This is a genomic window from Streptomyces sp. NPDC052109, from assembly GCF_040680195.1.
In the GTDB taxonomy this organism is placed as follows: Bacteria; Actinomycetota; Actinomycetes; order Streptomycetales; family Streptomycetaceae; genus Streptomyces.
This window is the reverse complement of sequence record NZ_JBFAWF010000027.1, coordinates 99632-118854: the sequence shown is the minus strand read 5'-3', so window position 1 is coordinate 118854 and position 19223 is coordinate 99632. Positions and strand designations below refer to the sequence as shown.

Genomic DNA, 19223 nt, shown 5'->3' with positions numbered 1-19223 from the left:
CGGACCGCCAAGACCAGGACCTCACGGATCGCACAGCCCTCAGGGACCGTGCGGAGCCCAGGGATCGCACGGGACGTACGCGGCCGGAGCCGGCGGACGCCCGCCCCGGGCCGAGAGCGCGGTGCGCCCTGTTGGTTCATGCCGCGTAACCGCCGTCCACGGCAAGCTCCGCACCCGTCACGTACACCGTCTCCGGCCCGGCCAGGTAGGCCACCGCTGACGCCACCTCCTCGGCCGTGCCGAACCGGCCGAGGGCGGTCATGGCCGCCTGGCCGGACGCGAAGGGACCGTCGGCGGGGTTCATGTCGGTGTCGATCGGGCCGGGATGCACGACGTTGGCCGTGATCCCGCGCTCGCCCAGTTCGCGGGCCAGCGCCTTCGTCAGCCCGACAACGGCCGACTTGCTCATCGCGTACAACGTGGCGCCGGGACCGGGCGTGTGGTGGGTGACGCAGCTGCCGACGGTGATGATCCGCCCGCCGGACGCCATGACCGCGGCGGCGGCCTGGGCGGCCAGGAACGCCCCGCGCACATTCACGGAGATCAGCCGGTCCACGTCGGCGAGCGACAGGCTCTCCAGCGGCTGCATCAGTCCGACGGCCGCGTTGTTCACGAGGACGTCCAGCCCTCCGAGCGCCTCGGCCGCACGGCCGACCGCGCCCGCCGCCTCCTGGCCGTCCGCGGCATCCGCGCGCAGGACGACCGCCCGCCGTCCCAGCGCCTCCACCGCCCGCACCACATCCTCGGCCGCCTCCTTCCCGTGCACATAGGTCACGGCCACATCGGCGCCCTCCCGCGCCAGTCGCAGTGCCGTCGCCGCACCGATGCCCCGGCTGCCGCCGGTGACCAGGGCCTTCTTGCCGTCAAGGGTCGCCTGTGAAGTCATGCGTCCATCTCACCGGCGAGCCACGGGGAGCGCTGGCGGCGAACGGACCTCGACCTGGCGGCCGGAGCATGGGACACCTGCCGGTTGCGACAGCTCGACCGGCGTGAGCGCGGCACGACACCTCGTCAGAAGACGAAGGGAACCAGACGCTACGTCCTGGCTCCGGACACCGAGTAATCAGGGCCGAAGGCGGCTATGAGCCATCGCCCCTCCGCGCTGATGCGCCAGACGTAGGCGGCCGTCAGCAGCGCTGCCGTGATCGATGTAGTACTGGGCCAGGGTGCGCATGCCCCAGGCGCGCAGCGCCGACCCGCCGGCCAGTACGGCGACACCGAGCCGGCGCACCGCCACGGGGAGCGGGCGCGCGGTCGCTTCCCTCAGGCGGTGTGGAGGGCCGAGCGGAGGGTGCGGGCGGCGAGGTCGATCGCGGTTCGGGCCGCGTGGGTGTCGCGCAGGGCGTTGAGCATCACGAAGTCGTGGATGATGCCCTGGAAGCGTACGGCGGTGACCGGGACGCCGGCCGCGCGGAGCTTGTCGGCATACGCCTCGCCCTCGTCGCGCAGGACGTCGGCCTCGCCGGTGACGACCAGTGCCGGCGGCAGACCCGCGAGCTGCTCGCTGGTCGCACGCAACGGCGAGGCGGTGATGCGCGCGCGCTCCTCGGCGTCGGTGGTGTACTGGTCCCAGAACCACTGCATGCCGTCACGGCGCAGGGAGTAGCCGGTGGCGAACTGCCGGTAGGACGGTGTGTCGAAGTTGGCGTCGGTGACGGGGTAGAACAGCACCTGCTGCACCAGAGCGGGGCCGCCGCGTTCCTTGGCCATCAGCGTCAGCGCCGCCGTCATGTTCCCGCCCACCGAGTCACCGGCCACGGCCAGCCGCGAGCCGTCCAGGTTCTTGGTGGCACCCTGCTCGACGACCCACCGGGCGACCGTGTGGTTCTGCTCGACGGCGACCGGGTAGCGGGCCTCGGGCGAGAGGTCGTACTCGGGGAAGACCACGGCGGCCTCCGCGCCGACCGCCAGTTCCCGCACCAGACGGTCGTGGGTGTGGGCGTTGCCGAAGACCCAGCCGGCGCCATGGATGTACAGGACCACGGGGAGGGTCTTCTCGGTTCCGGCGGGTTTGACGATGCGGGCCCGGACGCTGCCCGTGGGACCGCCGGAGACGGTGATCCACTCCTCGTCCACGGCCGGCATCTCGATCTCGCCGGACTGCACCTCGTCGAGCGCCTTGCGGCCCTCCGCCGGCGGCAGGTCGAAGAGGTAGGGCGGGTTGGCGGTGGCCTCCACGAAGGCCTGTGCGGCGGGCTCCAGGACCGGACGGACCGGCCCCACGACATCGGACATGGATTCTCCTCGTAGTCACGGGGTGCGGCGGATCCGGCGAACGTTGCCGAACCCTTCGCCGGGGTATCCGGCGTCGCTGGTCGCCACCGTCCGTCCGCCGGGCGCAGGGGAACGCCCCCCGGGTGTGCTGCCGGCCGTGTAACCACACTGCATGGGTTCGTCCCGTTTCGCATGCGGTGCGCCGGTGGACAACGACCGGTGAGCGGAGAGCGGACATGAAGGAAGCCGGTGTACCGGTCGCGGCCGGATCGCGCATACCCTTTCGTCCGGGGCGCGGCACCACGTGCCCCCGCTGTTCCGGTGCCGCCATGCCCGCCGCCCATGCACCCATGTCGCTCCACCACGACAGCCCAAGGAGAACCGTGAGTTCGTCGCGGCCGCGATCGCCGCACCGGAGCGTACCGGCATCTCTTCGCCGGCCGTCGTCCTCGGGCTCGGCCGGCTCCCGTTCGCCGTCACCGCCCTGATCGCCGTACTGACCGGGCTGCCGGGTCCCGCGCTGTCGGGCGGCTGGACGGGGCGGCTGCCGCGGGTGGCGGCGGGGGAGCGGCTGCCACGGGCGAACGCGCTCGATGCCATGACCTTCGCCGAGGCGAGCCTGGCCGGCCCTGTTCCCGCCGGTGACGTGGGCGAGGTCGGGTGCGTCGACGGCCGTCGTGAAGTCGGCTGGGCTCGTCGGCTCGTCGGCTCGTCGGCTCGTCGGCTCGTCGGCTCGGCGGCGCCCGCGGCGTGGACCCTGCCGGGGCTTCCCGCACCGGTGCGGGAACCACGGCGGACCTCGCTGATCGGGGCCCTGGCCGCCGGAATGCGGTCATCGTCCTTATGGCTCTGCCCCCTGCGTCCTCATCGTGCCGGTGAGATCCGCAAGGCTGCGCGGATATGACAGACCGGGGCGGCCGGAGAGCTGTGTCTCACCGACGACGGCGAATCCCGAACGGGTCAGGGCGGCACGCGATGCCGCGTTGTCGAGGGTGGTCGCGGCACGCGGCACGGCCACCCGTGACGACACGCGGCAGGGCCGCAGATCTCGCGCACGGCCCAGGTGGCCAGCCCACGGCCCGCGGCATGCTGGGCGATCCGACACCCGAGCTCGGCGCCGCAGTCCGCCACGTCCACGAGATTGATCCGCCCCCACACCTCGCCCTCGGCACCGACCAGCGCGCGGAAGAGGCAGACCCCGGCCGCCTGCTCGGCGAGCAGGGCACGGTGCCGCTCGTCGAACCGGGCGAAGCAGTCATCACCGCGACGGGGAGTGGACGCGGCGAAGCAGGCCCGGTTCTCCCGCTCGAAGGCGAGCAGCGCGGGCGCGTGAGGCGGACGGAGGAGCTGGATCTCGGCCTGGTACGGAACGTAGGCAATGCGACCACCGCACGCGGAGGTCTTCGACGGCCGGACAGACGCCTGCTGATTCGTGTAAACCATAACGATCTCGGCCCAGCCCTTGTGCGCCCGCCGATCCGCCCTAATCTCCGGCCATGGCATTTCTTTCAAGTCGCCGCAAAAGGGCTCGCCTTGCTCCGGAACTCGACGACCAGGACCTGGGCAGGCTGCTGAAGACACTCGTGGCGACCACCAGGACCGGCACCATCGCGACCACCGACCTGTGTGTGGCGCAGATGTCCCGCCTCCTGGAGCAGGACCCGGGCGACTGGGACCGCCGCTCGCACCGCCTGGACGTCCTGGCGGGGTACCTCGCCGGATCGCATCTGCCACGGGCCTGGGCGACACGTGAGCCGCGCAGTGCGAACGCGCTCGTCCTGCACGCCTGGACCCAGATCGCGCAGGCCCGCGCCCAGGGACACCTGGAGGACCCGGACGGCGTCGGCTCGGCCTGTCTGCGGGCCGCCGAACTCGCCCCCGAAGACCCCACTCCCTGGGTGGCGCTCCTCGCGGTGGCACGGCTCGACCGCCGGGACCAGTCCCAGGTCTTCGGGGTGTGGAACGAGGTGCTCGCACGCGATCGCTGGAACCGCGAGGCCTACCTGAGCATGCTGGCCTACCTGAGTCCGGAGGAGGCGGGGTCCCGCATCCAGGTCCTGGAGTTCGTGGACACCCTGCGGGCCCGCATGCCCGCCAACGCGCCGTGCGTGGCGACCGAACTCACCGCGCAGGTCCTGCAGTACCACGCCATCCTCGAGCGCGGCGGATTCGAGGCGCTGGTCGCGCGCAACCACTGGTCCCAGGCGATGGCCACGCAGGCACTCGACCGCGCGGCGCAGACATGGGGGCGGCCGGGATTTCTCCACCACGCCAAGGCGCTCGCCGACCTCAACGTCCTCGCCTACGCGCTGACGGCCGCGGACCGGCGCGCCGAGGCGCGTGTCGTCTTCGAGGCGGTCGGTGGCATCGTCACCGCATGGCCCTGGCGTACCGGCGGCGATCCGGTGGCCGAGTTCGAGCAGACGCGGCAGAGGGCCACCGGCGGCGTATGAGTCTCGGTGCTCCGGCTCGGCTCGCATGCTTCGTCAACCCAATTGGCTTCACACGGTGATGACCGGCGATCCCGTCACCCCGGGCCCGCCCCCGCCCGGGACTCGGCGACACCCCCCCGGCGCCTTCCGGGACCGGTCCCGAGGGGGCCGGGACACACCTCCGGCGCCCAGGCGCGGTCAGGGCAGGGCGATGTGGTCACGGCTCACTCGGCCGGTTCGGGCCGGGAATCCCCCGTGTTCGCCGCCGTCGGCTCCGCCCCGTCCTGGAGGGTGTAGAACACGGACGAGCCCTGCTTGGTGCGCTGCGCGCTGTTGCGGGCCACGAGGTTCTCCAGAGTGGTGCGGATGACCTTCGTCTGGATCTGCCGGTCGGGATGTGCCGAGCCGAGCGCCTCGGAGACCTCCGCCGCGGACCGGGGCTCCTGCTGTTCCGCCAGAAGGCGGCGGACCAGTTCGACGAGAGTGGGCTGCGCAGTCTGACCGGCCGTCTTCTTCGCAGCCGTCTTCTTCGGTGCGGGCTTCGTCACCGCAGACTTGTCGGCCGCGGGCTTCTTCGCGGGCTGCTTCTCGCGCTCCGACCGCTCATCGGTCGTCTTCTTCGGCGCGCGGCGCGTCCCGGACCCGGTGGTGGACTTGGTGCGTGGGGCGGGCACCACAGCGGCGTCGGCGGTGGCAGGCGCACTCGGCCGGGACGCGACACCGAGCGCCTGCCGCATGCTCACCAGCACGGTGTGGTCGTGTTCCAGAGCCGCCAACTGCTCCTGCAGGCCCGCGATTTCAGCGGTGATGCGCTCCTGTTCCTTGACATTGTTGTCGAGATCGTTGGTCACCTGACTGACGTACTGAGAGGTCAACTCGGTGACGGGTGTGGTGGGCTCGGGCATCGGTCGCTCCAATCGTGACTGTGGTGCGCTCCTCGGCCTCCGTATGTGGCGAGCGGGGAACGGAAGTTGTGGTGCGGGTTCCCCGGCAGAGCCGAATGTGTCCTGCCGGACGTCCCCGACACATGGATGATACGGATGCGTCGACCTGTTCTACCTTGTTCTTGCGCAGCGCATAGCCCATTAGGGTAGTGGTGAAGCGCATGTGCGCAGCAGTCGGGTGGGAACGCCATGCGGGAGTTGACCAGCTTGGGCGGCGGGGCCTTGATGAACTCTTCGCCGTGCGTCAAAGGAAAGCCGGCCGTGGCCCTGTGCCGGTGCTGCGCCCCGACCATGGCTCTGCGCGCTGCGCCGGCCGGGCATTCGGCTGTGCGCGGGGGGACGTCGACGACGCACCGCGGGACGGCCTCGCTCCAAGTCCGGGGTGGACACAGGTCCGTCCCTCGGTGACCGTCATCAAGGGTGCGGCGGGCCGTCACCTCGCCTTGTCCGTGGGGGAGATGAGCCGCAAGAGGTCTCTCTCTGCCGGTGCGTCGGGCGGCGGATCGCCATGCCGGCTCGGGATGCGGGAAGAACCGTCGCCCCCGCAGGATGCCGCCATGGGATCTTCCATCTCGTACGACGGTGCCGAACTCGCCTACCGCGTCGCGGGGGAGGGCGAGACGGAGGTGTGTCTGCCCGGTGGGCCGCAGCAGTCGACCTACCTGGGTGACCTGGGCGGCCTGTCCGCACACCGGAAGCTGATCAGGCTGGAGCTGCGTGGCACCGGGCGGTCGGCCGTGTCCCAGGACCTCGCCGCCTGCGGCGATGAGGCCGCCGAGGGGCCGCCGCCGTAGCCCGGCTCCGTGACCTCCAGCGTGCTGCGTCCCGGCTGTTTTCGGCTCGCCACGGGCATCGGGGGCGCGCTGGAGTCTCGCTGGGGCCTACTGAGGGTTCTCGCGCAGCCAGGTCAGGACCTGCCGGGCATGCTCGTTGGGGGGGAAGACCGGGTAGAAGACGTGCTCGATCACGCTGGCGCGGATCACGAGCGTCAGGCGCTTGAACAGCCGCATCCCGTCGACCTCGAAGGTGGGCAGACCGAGTGTGTCGGCCAGGCCGAGAGCGGGGTCGGAGAGCATGTCGAAGGGCAGCCCGAGGCGCTCCACGACCTCGCGTTGGTAGGCGGTGTCCTGGCTGGACACCCCGTAGACACGGCCGGCGCCGGCTTCGAGCAGGTCCTGGAAGTGGTCGCGGAAGCCGCATGACTCGGGTGTGCAGCCGCGGGCTCCGGGAATGGAGTTCCAGCCCTCCGGCAGGTCGGTGCCGGGGCGGCCGGTGAGGGGGTAGACATAGACGACCGTGCGCCGGGGGCCGAGCGAGTCCAGGCGAACGGCGCGGCCCGCCGTGTCGGGCAGGGTGAGGCCCGGCGCCTGCAGCCCCCGCAGATGGTCCGCTGCGCCGTCGTCCTCGGGGACGGGCAGGTCGGCCGGCAGCGTCAGATAGTCCATGGCTCCGGTGCCTTTCTTTTCGGGCGGTACGACGCCGCTGCCGCGGTGGGCGGCGACGTTCAGGTGGGTGATCAGCGTCGCGCGGCGGGCGGTCAGGGCCTCGATGCGCTCGGTGAGTTCGTCGATGGCGTCGCGGTAGCTCGCGAGCGAGGCCGGGCAGTCGTCCGCGTGGGCGCGTCCGGCCGCCAGGCACGCGAGGAAAGGGCGTGTGCGCTCGACCGGGATCCCCAGCCGCTGGAGCGCCCTGATCTCCCGCACGAGGCGTACGTCGTCCTGGTCGTACTCCCGGTAGCCGTTGGCGAGGCGCCCGGGTGTGATCAACCCCAGCGATTCGTAGTACCGCACCGCTTTGGTCGTCACGCCGGCCAGGCGCGCCAGCTCACCGATCCGCATGCCGTTCACCTCGCTCACACGCTAAACCCTGCCCCCGGGGGCAAGGTCAAGAGGCGCCTGCCGGCGGACGACCAGGAAGACGTTCTCCTGCGGGCCGTCGGCGCACGACCCGCATCCGTCAGCCGCGGCGAGCCCGCACCAACTGGACGATCACGGGGTTGTCCGGATCGGGAGCGGTGAGCAGGTCGACTGCTTCCACCGTGAACCCGTGGGCGGCCAGCAGGCCCTCCCACAGCCGCGGGGACAACACCCACATCCGCGTGGGGATGGGCTCCTCGTCACGGAGCCGGATGTACTCCCGGCGCGGTGCCACCACCTCGGACGGCCTCTGTCCGTCGGCGTCCGTGTGCAGGGCCGAGAACACGAGCGGCGCGCCTGCCAGCAGTCCGTCCCGCAGCGCCGGCAGCAGACGGCCGGGGTCCACACAGGCGAACGAGCGGAGCGCGTAGGCGGCCTCGTACGGCTGGGCGTGCCGCAGATGCTCCGCAACGTCCGCGCACACGAAACGGACGCCGGGTTCGGCGCCGTGATCGTTCAGCGCACGCCGGTGCTGGGTGGGAGACAGGTCGACTCCGTCCACGAGGGCACCGTACGCGCGGGCCAGGTGGACCGCGTGGTGTCCGGGACCGGAGCCGATGTCGAGCACCCGTTTGCCGCGGATGTCCCCGAGGACGTCGGCACCCGGACCCACGCCCGCCCAGAACCCCCAGTCGAGGCGGTCCGGTACCGGGGGCGAGTAACCGCGATCGAGCTGACGTCGGCCGTACACGGTCCAAGCGTGCTCGTCAGCCGGGTGCGCCGTCACGGATGTGTCTCCTCGGGTGGTACGAATCCAGGACGTGGCCGCTCATGTCCTGGGTCACGGTTCCCGGTACGGTGTCGTTCGACCCCCCGCGCCATGCCGTCGGCGGCGTCGGCGGAGGCCGCTCGCAGCCGTCATCGGGAGGCCAGGAGCGCGATCGCGGCCACAGGGCGCAGGCAACGCTGGTGCTACTGCGACGGTCAGGCCCTGTGCCACGGGGTGGCGGGTGTGCCGGCGGTCGCCGACGCCTTCGACCACCACGCCCGCCTGCCGGGTGCGGCCGCGCTCAAGGCACGGCTGCCGGGGCACCTGTTGCAGCACCTGCCCGAGGTACCAGCCCCCGGTGCCGAAGGGTTGGGGCTCCTCGGCCGAGCGGCGGGCGTGTGGTGTGCCCTGCCGACGGCCGCGCACGGAGCTCGCGGGAGTGGCTGGCCTGCCTCGGGCTGCGCTGGTCCGTGCTCAGGGCGGCAGCTCAGGAGGCGTCGCGGGCCAGTTGCCGCAGGACGTCGACGGCCCGCTCGGCGTGCTCGTACGGCACGAAGAGGTGGTCGTGGTGGAAACCGGCCACGACATTGCAGCTCAGGCCCGCGTCGGCGAGGGCGCGGGAGACCGCGGCCGTCAGTCCGACCGCGGCCAGCGCGGAGTGGACCCGCAAGGTGATCCATCCGGCCACGTAGTCGTACGCCATCCCCGCCGCGTCCGCCTCCGCCTGAGGCACGACGAGGGTCAGGCCCTCCGGCTCGGCGACCGTCACCACGGGGGTGACGCCGGAAGGTACGCCGCCCTCCGCCATCGTGAAGACATAGTGGCCCGGATTCAGCTCCGGACGCATGCCGCTGAGCAGTGTCTGCAGATCAGTCTCGCCGGTCACGGGCCCACCCTACGGGCCGAACCCCCGCCCGGCAGGCAGGCGAGCGGTGCCCGTCATGCCGACGGCCGTCCCTCATCACCGAGTGGCGAGCCGCCCCCCACGCGGCACCAGCAGGCCCCCGGCACCTGATTCTGCCGGGCTCCCGTACGCCGGCGAGGCTGCCGGGGAGACCGGGCAGGCTCCTGTGTGCGCCGGATCCACGGACGCCGTAGGGACGGCTGGATGATTCCCGCCGGTGCGTGACAGCTTGGGCCGCGCCAGCCGGCGACGGCCCGCCGGCGAGCGGCATCCACGGCCGGGACGCCGTGCCGAGCGCGCGCTTCTCGTCGTAGACCACGACTTCCCGCCCGGGAGGGACGCGCCCGGCCGGACCGCGGGGCCCTCAGGCGCCGGTGGCGGGGGTGTGGAAGTAGTGCCCCTTGTCGAGGTCATCGAGGAGGTCCGGTTGGGTCGGCTGCCAGCCCAGCAGTTCGCGGGTGAGGGCGCTCGACGCGGGGACGTCGAGGCCGAGGAAACCGGCCAGCCAGCCGAAGTGCCCGGCCGCGGCCTCGGGCGCCACGGACCTCACCGGCACCTCGAGGTGCCGGCCGATCACCTCGGCGACGTCACGGATCGCGACGCCCTCCTCCGCGACCCCATGCAGCACCGATCCCGCCGGAGCCTTCTCCACGGCCAGGCGGAACAGGCGCGCGGCGTCGAGGCGGTGGGCGGCGGGCCAGCGGTTGGCGCCGTCGCCGATGTAGCCGGAGACGCCCTTTTCGCGGGCGACGGCGACCAGCGTCGCCATGAACCCGTTGTCTCCGTCGCCGTGGCAGGTCGGCGAGAGTCGTACCACGGAGGAGCGGATGCCGCGCGAGGCGAATCCGAGCACTTCCTGTGCCGTGACTCCCCGAAGGGAGACCGGCGAGTCGTCGAGCGTGGGCATGTCCCGCTCGGTCGCCACCCGACCGTGCGTCAGGCCGGCCAGGCCGGAGGCGAGGACGAAGGGCCGGTCGCTGCCGGCGAGCACGTCGCCGAAGACGTCGACGGCGCGGCGGTCGGCCTCGGCGGCGCCCTTGAAGTCGCCGCTGAAGGCGATGTCGTGCTTGAAGGCCAGATGGATCACCCCGTCCGACGCGGCGGCCGCGTCCCTCAGCACGTCGAGGTCGTCGACGGTGCCGCGGACGACCTCGGCGCCCGCCGCGGTGAGCGCGGCGGCGGAGGCTTCGGAGCGGGCGAGCCCGACGACCTGGTGTCCCGCTCCGAGGAGGTCGGGTACGAGGGCGGATCCGATCCAGCCGGAGGCGCCGGTGACGAAGATGCGCATGGGAGACCCCAAACAGTCGATGTCAGTGACTGACATAGACGGTACACCTGATGTCAGGCTCTGTCATCACGTAAGATCTCGGCCATGGGTAGATGGGAGCCGGACGCGCGCGGACGCCTGGCGAAGGCCGCGCTGGCGCTCTATGCCGAGCGTGGGTACGAGCAGACCACCGTGGCGGAGATCGCCAAGCGGGCCGGGCTCACGGAACGGACCTTCTTCCGGCACTACGCCGACAAGCGTGAGGTGCTCTTCGCCGGTGCGGGTGAGCTGGAGGAATTGTTCGTCCGGGCGGTCGCCGGCGCTCCGCAGGCCGCCGTCACGCTCGACGCCCTGCGGGTCGGGCTCGACGCCGTCGCCGAGATGTTCGCCGACCGACGCGAGTTCGCGCGCCGGCGGCACGCCGTGATCACGGCGAACGCGGAACTGCAGGAGCGCGAGCTGATCAAGCTCGCGTCGTTGGCGGCCGCGCTCGCGGACACCCTGCGCGGCCGCGGCGTCGCGGAGCCCACCGCGAGCCTGGCCGCCGAGGCTGCGGTCGCCGTCTTCAAGGTGGCCTTCGAACGCTGGATCGCACCGGCCGAGGAACGCTCGATGCACCTGCTGATCCGGGAGTCGCTGACCGAACTCAAGGCCGTGACCTCGGGCGCGTAAGCGATCGCGGCGCAGCCGAAGGTTTTCGAGCCGGTCGGGAGACGCCGCCGAACGGCCGGCCGCAGCAGGGCGGCTGGGCCGCACGGGCGAACGTGCTGTCGGGATTCCGCTGGACCGAGCACCGTCCCGTCCCGAATCGCTACGGCAGGCTCCCCGCCGGGCCCGGGTCGCTGATGGCGACGGGCGCTATCGAGAGGTCGGGCCGGGATCCGGAGTGGACCGGCAGCTCGCGGTCGTTGGGCAGCTCGATGGCGCGGGTGCCGTCGCCCAGGTCCCTGGTGCGGTCCGGGGTGCCGTCGTCCAGCAGCACGGTGAGGGTTCCGCTCGGTCCGTGCCGCAGCACGAGGGGTCCGCCAGGCGCCCCGCGTGCGGAAGTTGTGCAGGGTGACGTGTGTCCAGGCGGTCGGCACGGCAGGGAACACCCGGACGGCACCTGCCCGGAGTCGGGGTTCACCTGTGCCGTGGCAACGCCGCTGCACCCTCATCGCCGCACCCGGCCCTGGCGCCTGACGTTCCGATAACGATCCACTGACGATCGGCACGGGTATTCATGGAACGTACATACGATTCGTCACATGAACAGAGCTGTGAAGATCGGCCTCGCCGGTACCTGCACCGCGCTGCTCGCCCTCGGGGGACTCGGCACCTACAACATCCTGCACAGCCTGACTTCCGGGTCGGCGGATGACGGCTCCTCCCAGGACGCGCGCGCTTTCGACCCCTCCGCACTGTCCAGTACGCCCCCTTCGGACGCCGAGGCCGTGAAGCTGGCCCGCGCCTTCCTGGACAGCTGGTCCCAGCGGCACCTGGACGGCGCGGCGAGCGACACCGACGTACCGGACACCGCCGCACGGGCGCTGCGGGACTACGCCGACGGCCTCCGCGTGAAGAAGCTGTCCTTCGACCACGTCCTGTCCGGGGGGCCGTCGTCGGTGACGTCGGGAGCCACGAAGGTCACCTTTGATGTCACCGCACAGGTCGCGGGCGGCACCTGGAACTACTCGAGCGCGCTGGCCGTGCAGAAGAGCACGAACGGACTGCTGGCGGTCCACTGGAACAACTCGGTGCTGTACCCGGGCCTCGGCGACGACCAGACGCTGACCGCGGGGAGGCTGCCCGCCGGTGCGGGCGGTATCAAGGTCGTCGCGAGCGACGGCAGGACAGACCTGTCCCGCTTCGTCTCGCTGCGGGAGATCGCGACCGCGATCGGCAAGAACGCGAAGCCCACCGGCGGCAATCCTGGAACGGGCGTGGCCGTGGTCGACGCCGATGGCACGGGTGTCAAGACGCTGAAGGTCTTCTCCAAGGGCCGCCCGGCCACCGTCCGGACGACCGTCGACGCCGGCCTCCAGGCGGTGGCCGAGCAGGCCGTGAAGGACGCCCACCTTCAGCAGAAGCCCGCCGGCACCGTGGCACTCGACTGGCGCACCGGTCACATCCTCGCGATCGCGCACACCGGCGACGACGGCGACATCGCCATCAACGGCATCAAGTCCCCCGGCTCCACGATGAAGATCATCACCGCGGCCGCCCTCTTCGACAAGGCGGGCCTCACCCCGAACAGCTCGGCGCCGTGTACGGACTCGCTGATGGCCAACAGCCAGCTGTTCCACAACGACTCCGGCGTGCGCGCCAACCCCGGCGCCTCTCTCGCCCAGGCGTTCACGGTCTCCTGCAACACCTCCTTCATCAAGGACGGGTTCCATCACCTCGTGCAAAACGGGGACGCCTCCGCGCTGCACGAAGAGGCGGTGAACGTCTTCGGCATGGGCAGCTGGTCCATCGGCGGCGGGGTCGCCACCACCGACCCGAGCATCCCGCCGGACGTCCAGGGCGGCGACCAGGCGGCCCAGTTCATCGGCCAGGGCAAGGTCACCGCCACGCCCCTGTTCATGGCCTCCGTGGCGGCCACCGTCCGCAACACCGGCTTCAAGCAGCCCGTCATCCTGCCCGGGCAGCACCAGAACACCGCGCCCCGGACCATCTCCGCCCGGACGGCCGGCTATCTGCAGTCCATGATGCGCAGCGTCGCCACCAGCGGCACGGCCGCTCCGCGACTCGGTGGACTGGTGGGCGTCGGCGCCAAGACCGGCACCGCCGAGGAGGGGGACCACACCAACGGGTGGCTGACCGCCTACAACTCCCGTATCTCGGTCGCGGCCCTCGTCGAGGGCGGCACCTCCGGCGTCGACTCCGCCGGATACGTCGTACGGCGGCTGCTGACCGGCAGCTGACCTCCGGGCGCCTCGGCGAGCGGACCGACCCTGCTGCCCGGCGCGGTCGCGCCCCGGGCGGCAGGGCTGCCGTCACCGGCGGGGTTGTGTGGTCCCGCCGGTCGCCCGCTCGGTCAGTCCGTGACCAGGGCGAGGGTGAAGCCGTCGTAGCCCTTGGTGCCGACGGTCTGGAGGGTGGTGGCGGTCAACCGGGGGTGCTCGGCGATGAGTTCGGTGAAGCGGCGTACGCCCTGGACGCGCGGGTCGTCGCTGGACGGGTCGGTGACCGCGCCGTCGCGGACCACGTTGTCGCCGACGATGACGCTCCCCGGCCGGGTGAGCTCCAGGGACCACTCCAGGTACTCCGGGTTGGAGGGTTTGTCCGCGTCGATGAAGACCAGGTCGAACGGGCCGGCCTCCTCGGCCGCGAGCAGGGGCAGCGAGTCCAGTGCCTTGCCGATGCGGATGTCGACGACCTGCTCCAGCCCCGCACGGGCGACGTTGGCCGCGGCGACGGCCGCGTAGTGCGGGTCGCTCTCCAGCGTGACCAGGCGTCCGTCGTCCGGCAGGGCCCGGGCGAGCCAGATGGTGCTGTAGCCGCCCAGGGTGCCGATCCCCAGGATGCGGCGGGCGCCCCGGATGCGGGCGAGCAGGTTGAGCAGCTTGCCCTGGTTGGGGGCCACCCGTTGAAGTAGTCGTCGACAGCGGTCCACGTCTGCTGAGACACAGTGAGTTCCCTTTCGATACCTACTAAGTTCCGTATGGGAACTCAGTAGGCGGGTCAGGGGCCTGCCAGTGGCTTTCCTGGGCGGGTGACCGCCGATGGGTTCGGAGCGGCGGTGCCCGGACCGCAACCCTCGCCGTCTCGCCACACTTCAAAAGCGGTTGAGGTACCCACTCCCGGTCCGGAAGGGTCTGCGCCCATGGAGTTCTTCTGCTACCACCGCGACCGGCTCGGCTCCCTCCCCCTGCGTGACGAGTTGCTGGAACGGCACTGGGCCTACATGGACCAGCACGCCAAGGAGATGATCGCCCGCGGCCCGACCCTGGCCGCCGACGACGAGACGCCCACCGGCAGCGTGCACATCCTCGACCTGCCGGACTCCGCGGCCGCGAGGGCCTTCGCCTTCGACGAACCCAACTACCAGGCCGGCGTGTACCGGGACGTGCTGCTGCGTCGTTGGCGCAACATGCTGGGACGCACCATGTGGGACTTCCCCGGCGGCCGGACCGGTGGCAACCGGTACCTGGTGCTGGGCCTCGGCGCCGCGCGGAGGGCCGACGCCCGCCTCGACGTGCCCCCGCCGGACCGGGACGAACTGATCGCGTACGGCCCGCTGCTCTCCGACGACGGCACCACCTGGCTCGGCACAGCCGCATTGCTCCGCGCGCCGGACCCGGGCACGGCACGAGCCGTCCTGAACGCAGACCGGTACGCGGAGGTCGAGGTACACACCTGGATGTTCGGCGGCCGCCAGTGACCAGGCCCGGCTGAGAGGCGACCGGCTTCCGCCGTCTGCCGGTTGCGATGTCCGTGGCCACCGGAGCAGCGCTCTCTCACCAGAACCGGATCGACACCACGGTGCGGCCTGCCCGGGAGGCCCATGAGGCCGGACGCGTTCGGCGTGGCTCGGGCAGACCTTCTCCTGCGACCCCCCGACGCCGGCTGCGATCGTCGGCCGCGAGGCGCCCGGCCTGCAGGTCGGGCACCTCGGTGATGGCGGTGACGGCCGGGACCAGGTGGTCGGCCAGGGCGCGGGGGCCGGCCAGGAGCGGAAGGATGCCGTCCGTGAGGGCGCCGGAGACGCGCAGGGCCTGCGGCCCCATGGCCGCGACCAGGATCTCGCACCGGCGGTTCTGCGCCCGGCACCGCGGTGGGCAACGGGATGGTGGCCGTCGGCAACTCGCCGCGGAAGTCGTCACCGCCGCGCCCGAGGCCGCGGGCCGGCCGGCGCCGAGGATCGTCGCCTTCGTGCCCGGCTCGGTCACCGCCGACGTCGAGGCGGTGCGCCGGACGGCGACCGAGACACTCTCCTTCGCCGAGCGCTTTCCCTCCTACCAGCACGTCATCGAGCTGTCCGGCGGCGCCCGGGCCGCCGACCTCGCCGTCATCGAGGACGAGGAGACCGTGGCCGCCGAGGTACGCCGCTACAGCGACGGCGGCGTGAGCCGGTCGGCGGGTTCTTGCCGCCTGGGCTATGCATGGGCATGCGGCATGTTGCATACTCTTCCTATGTCCAAGGTCCTCACTTCCCTTCCGGTCGGCGAGCGCGTCGGCATCGCCTTCTCCGGCGGCCTCGACACGTCGGTCGCCGTCGCCTGGATGCGCGACAAGGGCGCCATCCCGTGCACCTACACCGCCGACATCGGCCAGTACGACGAGCCCGACATCGCGTCGGTGCCCGGCCGTGCGACGACCTACGGCGCCGAGATCGCGCGCCTGCTCGACTGCCGCGCGGCCCTGGTCGAGGAAGGGCTGGCCGCGCTCGCCTGCGGTGCGTTCCACATCCGCTCGGGCGGGCGCGCCTACTTCAACACCACGCCCCTCGGCCGCGCCGTCACCGGCACCCTCCTGGTCCGGGCGATGCTCGAGGACGACGTGCAGATCTGGGGCGACGGCTCCACCTTCAAGGGCAACGACATCGAGCGGTTCTACCGCTACGGTCTGCTCGCCAACCCCCACCTGCGGATCTACAAGCCCTGGCTGGACTCCGACTTCGTGACCGAGCTCGGCGGCCGCAAGGAGATGTCCGAGTGGCTGCTCGCGCACGGGCTGCCGTACCGCGACAGCACGGAGAAGGCGTACTCGACCGACGCCAACATCTGGGGCGCCACCCACGAGGCCAAGACGCTGGAGCACCTGGACACGGGCGTCGAGACCGTCGAGCCGATCATGGGCGTGCGGTTCTGGGACCCCGCGGTGGAGATCGCCGCCGAGGAGGTGACGGTCGGCTTCGACCAGGGTCGCCCGGTCACGATCAACGGAAAGGAGTTCGCCTCTCCCGTCGACCTGGTCATGGAGGCGAACGCCATCGGCGGCCGGCACGGCCTCGGCATGTCGGACCAGATCGAGAACCGGATCATCGAGGCCAAGAGCCGCGGCATCTACGAGGCGCCCGGCATGGCGCTGCTGCACGCCGCGTACGAGCGCCTGGTCAACGCGATCCACAACGAGGACACCCTCGCCCAGTACCACAACGAGGGGCGCAAGCTCGGTCGCCTCATGTACGAGGGCCGCTGGCTGGACCCGCAGGCGCTGATGATCCGCGAGTCGCTGCAGCGCTGGGTCGGCGCGGCGGTCACCGGCGAGGTGACGCTGCGGCTGCGGCGCGGCGAGGACTACTCGATCCTCGACACCACCGGCCCCGCGTTCAGCTACCACCCGGACAAGCTGTCCATGGAGCGGACCGAGGACTCCGCGTTCGGGCCGTCGGACCGCATCGGTCAGCTCACCATGCGCAACCTCGACATCGCCGACTCCCGCGCGCGCCTCGAGCAGTACGCGGGCCTGGGCATGGTCGGCACCGAGCACCCGGCCCTGATCGGTGCGGCCCAGGCCGCCTCCACGGGCCTGATCGGCGCGATGCCCCAGGGCGGCGCCGAGGCGATCGCCTCCCGCGGCGAGGTTTCGGAGGAGGACGAGGCGCTGGACCGGGCCGCGATGGAGTCCGGCACGGACTGACCCCGTTCAGCGGCCGTTCGGCCCCGGCAGCGGGCCCCGCGGGTTTCACACCGGCGGGGCCCGTCGTCGTATGCCGTCCGGCTGGAGACCCGACGTCTTCCGGGCTCTCGTACGCTGTGTTCCGTGCCGTCCCCCCGCCTGCAGCGCGTCGCCGTCCTGGTCCTCGAAGGTGCCAAGCCGCTCGATGTCGGGATTCCGGCGCAGGTGTTCACCACGCGGGCGAGCATGCCGTACGAGGTGCGGGTGTGCGGGGCGGCGCCCGGGCTGGTGACGGGCGGGGACGGGCTGTCGTACCACGTCGCCCATGGCCTGGAAGCGCTCACCTGGGCGGACATCGTGTTCATCCCCGGATACCGGTTTCCGGACCGCGAGGATCCACCGCGGCCCGTCGTGGAGGCGCTGGTCGCCGCCCACGCCCGGGGCACACGGCTCGCCGCCATCTCGACGGGGGCCTTCGCACTGGCGGCCACGGGCCTGCTCGACGGCAGGCGGGCGACGACGCACTGGCACTATGCGCGCGCCCTCGCGGTGAAGCATCCCCTCGTCCGGGTCGACGAGAACGTTCTCTTCGTCGACGAGGGCAGCGTGCTGACCTCGGCCGGAGCCGCCTCCGGCATCGATCTGTGCCTGCACATCCTCCGCAGTGACCTCGGGGTCGCCGTGTCGAACCATGCGGCCCGCCGCCTGGTCGCCGCCCCCTATCGCAGCGGAGGCCAGGCCCAGTACGTGCCGCGCAGTGTGCCCGAGGTGCTGGGGGAGCGGTTCGCCGCGACCCGGGAGTGGGCTCTGCACCGCCTCGGCGAGCCCCTCACCCTCACGGTGCTCGCCCGGCATGCCGCGGTCTCGCCGCGCACGTTCTCCCGGCGCTTTGTCGAGGACACCGGATACACGCCGATGCAGTGGGTGATGCGCGCCCGCATCGACCTCGCCAGGGAACTGCTGGAACGCTCCGAGCGCAGTATCGAGCAGATCGCCGCCGACGTCGGTCTCGGCACCGGCACCAACCTGCGGACCCACTTCCAGCGCATCCTCGGCACCACACCGAGCGAATACCGGCGCACCTTCACCCAGGGCGAGTAGCCGGCCCGCTGGCGCGATCCTTGCGAACCATGGCGCTTTGGACAGGGCCACGGCCGGACGCGGCACGCGAATCTGGTGGGGAAACCGAAGGGAGACCATTCATGACTCGCATCGCCATCAACGGGTTCGGCCGCATCGGCCGCAATGTGCTGCGCGCCCTGCTCGAACGCGACAGCGCCCTTGAGGTCGTCGCCGTGAACGACCTCACCGAACCCGCCACCCTCGCCCGCCTGCTCGCCTACGACACCACGGCCGGCCGGCTCGGCCGCCCCGTGACCGTGGACGGGGACGCCCTGGTCGTGGACGGTCGCCGGATCAAGGTGCTCGCCGAGCGCGAGCCCGCGCGGCTGCCCTGGAGCGGACTCGGCGTGGACATCGTGCTCGAGGCGACCGGCCGCTTCACGTCGGCGAAGGCCGCTCAGGCGCACCTCGCCGCAGGCGCGAAGAAGGTCCTGGTCAGCGCGCCGTCCGACGGCGCCGACGTCACCCTCGCGTACGGCGTGAACACCGACGCCTACGACCCGGACCTGCACACGATCGTCTCGAACGCCTCCTGCACCACCAACGCGCTCGCGCCGCTCGCCGCCGTCCTGGACGAACTCGCCGGGATCGAGCACGGGTTCATGACGACGGTCCACGCCTACACCCAGGAGCAGAACCTGCAGGACGGCCCGCACCGTGACGCCCGCCGGGCCCGCGCCGCAGCCGTCAACATCGTGCCGACCACCACCGGCGCGGCGAAGGCGATCGGCCTGGTGCTGCCGAACCTGGACGGCAAGCTGTCGGGCGACTCCATCCGCGTGCCCGTGCCGGTCGGTTCGATCGTCGAGCTCAACACGGCCGTGGCCCGGGACGTGACCCGTGACGACGTGCTGGCGGCGTACCGCGCCGCGGCGGAGGGGCCGCTCGCGGGCATCCTGGAGTACTCCGACGACCCGCTGGTCTCGTCGGACATCACGGGCAACCCGGCGTCGTCGATCTTCGACTCGGCCCTCACCCGCGTCGACGGCCGGCACATCAAGGTCGTCGCCTGGTACGACAACGAGTGGGGCTTCTCCCACCGGGTGGTCGACACCCTCGAACTCCTCGCCGGGCGCTGACCGGAGACACGCAGAGGCCCTGCCGCCCACGCGCCGTAGCCGTCCCTCCTCGGCCGGCTGTTGCCGCCCCTCCCGAGAAAGCCGAGGTCA

At 71.8% G+C, this 19223-nt stretch carries 17 protein-coding genes and 4 pseudogenes; 10 read left to right on the top strand and 11 right to left on the bottom strand.

Going from position 1 to position 19223, the window contains the following annotated elements; genetic code table 11:
• Window positions 1–136 precede the first annotated feature (136 nt).
• Window positions 137–886, bottom strand: coding sequence for an SDR family oxidoreductase (locus AB0L59_RS36485; RefSeq protein WP_365591061.1), 750 nt, complete (start codon window positions 884–886; stop codon window positions 137–139).
• Between the two features lie 377 nt (window positions 887–1263).
• Complete coding sequence (locus AB0L59_RS36480) at window positions 1264–2235, bottom strand: alpha/beta hydrolase (protein WP_365591060.1); 972 nt, start codon at window positions 2233–2235, stop codon at window positions 1264–1266.
• Window positions 2236–2518: 283 nt separating this feature from the next.
• On the opposite strand from AB0L59_RS36480, the gene AB0L59_RS36475 reads away from it, so the two are divergent.
• Entirely contained in the window at window positions 2519–3118 is a 600-nt protein-coding gene (locus AB0L59_RS36475) for a hypothetical protein (protein WP_365591058.1), read from the top strand.
• On the opposite strand, the pseudogene AB0L59_RS36470 reads toward AB0L59_RS36475, so the two are convergent.
• A pseudogene (locus AB0L59_RS36470) lies at window positions 3056–3594 on the bottom strand (GNAT family N-acetyltransferase). The gene AB0L59_RS36475 and the pseudogene AB0L59_RS36470 sit on opposite strands and share 63 nt — an antisense overlap.
• Window positions 3595–3710: 116 nt before the next feature.
• Here AB0L59_RS36470 and AB0L59_RS36465 point away from each other — a divergent pair.
• Window positions 3711–4667: a hypothetical protein gene (locus AB0L59_RS36465; protein WP_365591056.1), complete on the top strand. Its 957-nt coding sequence runs from the start codon at window positions 3711–3713 to the stop codon at window positions 4665–4667.
• 203 nt (window positions 4668–4870) lie between these two features.
• Here AB0L59_RS36465 and AB0L59_RS36460 read toward each other — a convergent pair whose 3' ends face one another.
• Window positions 4871–5551, bottom strand: coding sequence for a hypothetical protein (locus AB0L59_RS36460; RefSeq protein WP_365591054.1), 681 nt, complete (start codon window positions 5549–5551; stop codon window positions 4871–4873).
• A gap of 596 nt (window positions 5552–6147) precedes the next feature.
• Here AB0L59_RS36460 and AB0L59_RS36455 point away from each other — a divergent pair.
• Complete coding sequence (locus tag AB0L59_RS36455; RefSeq protein WP_365591052.1) at window positions 6148–6384, top strand: hypothetical protein; 237 nt, start codon at window positions 6148–6150, stop codon at window positions 6382–6384.
• 87 nt (window positions 6385–6471) lie between these two features.
• On the opposite strand, the gene AB0L59_RS36450 is transcribed toward AB0L59_RS36455, so the two are convergent.
• The 4 genes from AB0L59_RS36450 to AB0L59_RS36435 all read right to left on the bottom strand — a co-directional run bounded on the left by AB0L59_RS36450 (window position 6472) and on the right by AB0L59_RS36435 (window position 10407).
• Entirely contained in the window at window positions 6472–7446 is a 975-nt protein-coding gene (locus tag AB0L59_RS36450; RefSeq protein ID WP_365591051.1) for a MerR family transcriptional regulator, read from the bottom strand.
• Window positions 7447–7546: 100 nt separating this feature from the next.
• Window positions 7547–8197: a methyltransferase domain-containing protein gene (locus AB0L59_RS36445; protein ID WP_365591049.1), complete on the bottom strand. Its 651-nt coding sequence runs from the start codon at window positions 8195–8197 to the stop codon at window positions 7547–7549.
• A 505-nt stretch (window positions 8198–8702) separates the two neighbouring features.
• Complete coding sequence (locus AB0L59_RS36440) at window positions 8703–9101, bottom strand: ACT domain-containing protein (RefSeq protein ID WP_365591048.1); 399 nt, start codon at window positions 9099–9101, stop codon at window positions 8703–8705.
• 382 nt (window positions 9102–9483) lie between these two features.
• Entirely contained in the window at window positions 9484–10407 is a 924-nt protein-coding gene (locus tag AB0L59_RS36435) for an SDR family oxidoreductase (RefSeq protein ID WP_365591047.1), read from the bottom strand.
• 84 nt (window positions 10408–10491) lie between these two features.
• Between AB0L59_RS36435 and AB0L59_RS36430 the strand changes: the two genes are divergently transcribed.
• On the top strand, window positions 10492–11058 hold the full coding sequence (locus AB0L59_RS36430; protein ID WP_365591045.1) for a helix-turn-helix domain-containing protein: 567 nt from the start codon (window positions 10492–10494) through the stop codon (window positions 11056–11058).
• Window positions 11059–11197: 139 nt separating this feature from the next.
• On the opposite strand, the pseudogene AB0L59_RS36425 reads toward AB0L59_RS36430, so the two are convergent.
• A pseudogene (locus tag AB0L59_RS36425) lies at window positions 11198–11492 on the bottom strand (Tat pathway signal sequence domain protein); the annotation flags it as partial.
• A gap of 141 nt (window positions 11493–11633) precedes the next feature.
• On the opposite strand from AB0L59_RS36425, the gene AB0L59_RS36420 reads away from it, so the two are divergent.
• Window positions 11634–13292: a penicillin-binding transpeptidase domain-containing protein gene (locus AB0L59_RS36420; protein ID WP_365591043.1), complete on the top strand. Its 1659-nt coding sequence runs from the start codon at window positions 11634–11636 to the stop codon at window positions 13290–13292.
• Window positions 13293–13405: 113 nt separating this feature from the next.
• On the opposite strand, the gene AB0L59_RS36415 is transcribed toward AB0L59_RS36420, so the two are convergent.
• Complete coding sequence (locus AB0L59_RS36415) at window positions 13406–13954, bottom strand: O-methyltransferase (RefSeq protein ID WP_365591041.1); 549 nt, start codon at window positions 13952–13954, stop codon at window positions 13406–13408.
• A 240-nt stretch (window positions 13955–14194) separates the two neighbouring features.
• On the opposite strand from AB0L59_RS36415, the gene AB0L59_RS36410 reads away from it, so the two are divergent.
• A complete protein-coding gene (locus tag AB0L59_RS36410; RefSeq protein WP_365591039.1) occupies window positions 14195–14752 on the top strand; it encodes a YciI family protein in 558 nt (185 codons plus the stop codon).
• Between the two features lie 238 nt (window positions 14753–14990).
• Here the strand turns inward: AB0L59_RS36410 and AB0L59_RS36405 are convergent.
• Window positions 14991–15189, bottom strand: a pseudogene (locus tag AB0L59_RS36405) (LLM class F420-dependent oxidoreductase); the annotation flags it as partial.
• Here AB0L59_RS36405 and AB0L59_RS36400 point away from each other — a divergent pair.
• The 4 genes and pseudogenes from AB0L59_RS36400 to gap form a co-directional block, all read left to right on the top strand.
• Window positions 15190–15435, top strand: a pseudogene (locus tag AB0L59_RS36400) (LLM class F420-dependent oxidoreductase); the annotation flags it as partial.
• Window positions 15436–15504: 69 nt separating this feature from the next.
• On the top strand, window positions 15505–16953 hold the full coding sequence (gene argG, locus AB0L59_RS36395; RefSeq protein WP_365591067.1) for an argininosuccinate synthase: 1449 nt from the start codon (window positions 15505–15507) through the stop codon (window positions 16951–16953).
• 123 nt (window positions 16954–17076) lie between these two features.
• Window positions 17077–18033, top strand: a complete 957-nt coding sequence (locus tag AB0L59_RS36390; protein WP_365591037.1) for a helix-turn-helix domain-containing protein — start codon at window positions 17077–17079, stop codon at window positions 18031–18033.
• Between the two features lie 101 nt (window positions 18034–18134).
• Window positions 18135–19133 carry a type I glyceraldehyde-3-phosphate dehydrogenase gene (gene gap, locus AB0L59_RS36385; protein ID WP_365591036.1) on the top strand — a complete coding sequence of 333 codons (999 nt, stop codon included), beginning with the start codon at window positions 18135–18137 and terminating at the stop codon, window positions 19131–19133.
• The last annotated feature ends 90 nt before the right edge of the window (window positions 19134–19223 follow it).

What these genes read in the sequence shown, in the direction of transcription:
- AB0L59_RS36485 (WP_365591061.1), bottom strand. Translation starts at nt 886, where the DNA reads ATGACTTCACAGGCGACCCTTGACGGCAAGAAGGCCCTGGTCACCGGC.
- AB0L59_RS36480 (WP_365591060.1), bottom strand. Translation starts at nt 2,235, where the DNA reads ATGTCCGATGTCGTGGGGCCGGTCCGTCCGGTCCTGGAGCCCGCCGCA.
- AB0L59_RS36465 (WP_365591056.1), top strand. Translation starts at nt 3,711, where the DNA reads ATGGCATTTCTTTCAAGTCGCCGCAAAAGGGCTCGCCTTGCTCCGGAA.
- AB0L59_RS36460 (WP_365591054.1), bottom strand. Translation starts at nt 5,551, where the DNA reads ATGCCCGAGCCCACCACACCCGTCACCGAGTTGACCTCTCAGTACGTC.
- AB0L59_RS36455 (WP_365591052.1), top strand. Translation starts at nt 6,148, where the DNA reads ATGGGATCTTCCATCTCGTACGACGGTGCCGAACTCGCCTACCGCGTC.
- AB0L59_RS36435 (WP_365591047.1), bottom strand. Translation starts at nt 10,407, where the DNA reads ATGCGCATCTTCGTCACCGGCGCCTCCGGCTGGATCGGATCCGCCCTC.
- AB0L59_RS36430 (WP_365591045.1), top strand. Translation starts at nt 10,492, where the DNA reads ATGGGTAGATGGGAGCCGGACGCGCGCGGACGCCTGGCGAAGGCCGCG.
- AB0L59_RS36420 (WP_365591043.1), top strand. Translation starts at nt 11,634, where the DNA reads ATGAACAGAGCTGTGAAGATCGGCCTCGCCGGTACCTGCACCGCGCTG.
- AB0L59_RS36410 (WP_365591039.1), top strand. Translation starts at nt 14,195, where the DNA reads ATGGAGTTCTTCTGCTACCACCGCGACCGGCTCGGCTCCCTCCCCCTG.
- argG (WP_365591067.1), top strand. Translation starts at nt 15,505, where the DNA reads ATGTCCAAGGTCCTCACTTCCCTTCCGGTCGGCGAGCGCGTCGGCATC.
- gap (WP_365591036.1), top strand. Translation starts at nt 18,135, where the DNA reads ATGACTCGCATCGCCATCAACGGGTTCGGCCGCATCGGCCGCAATGTG.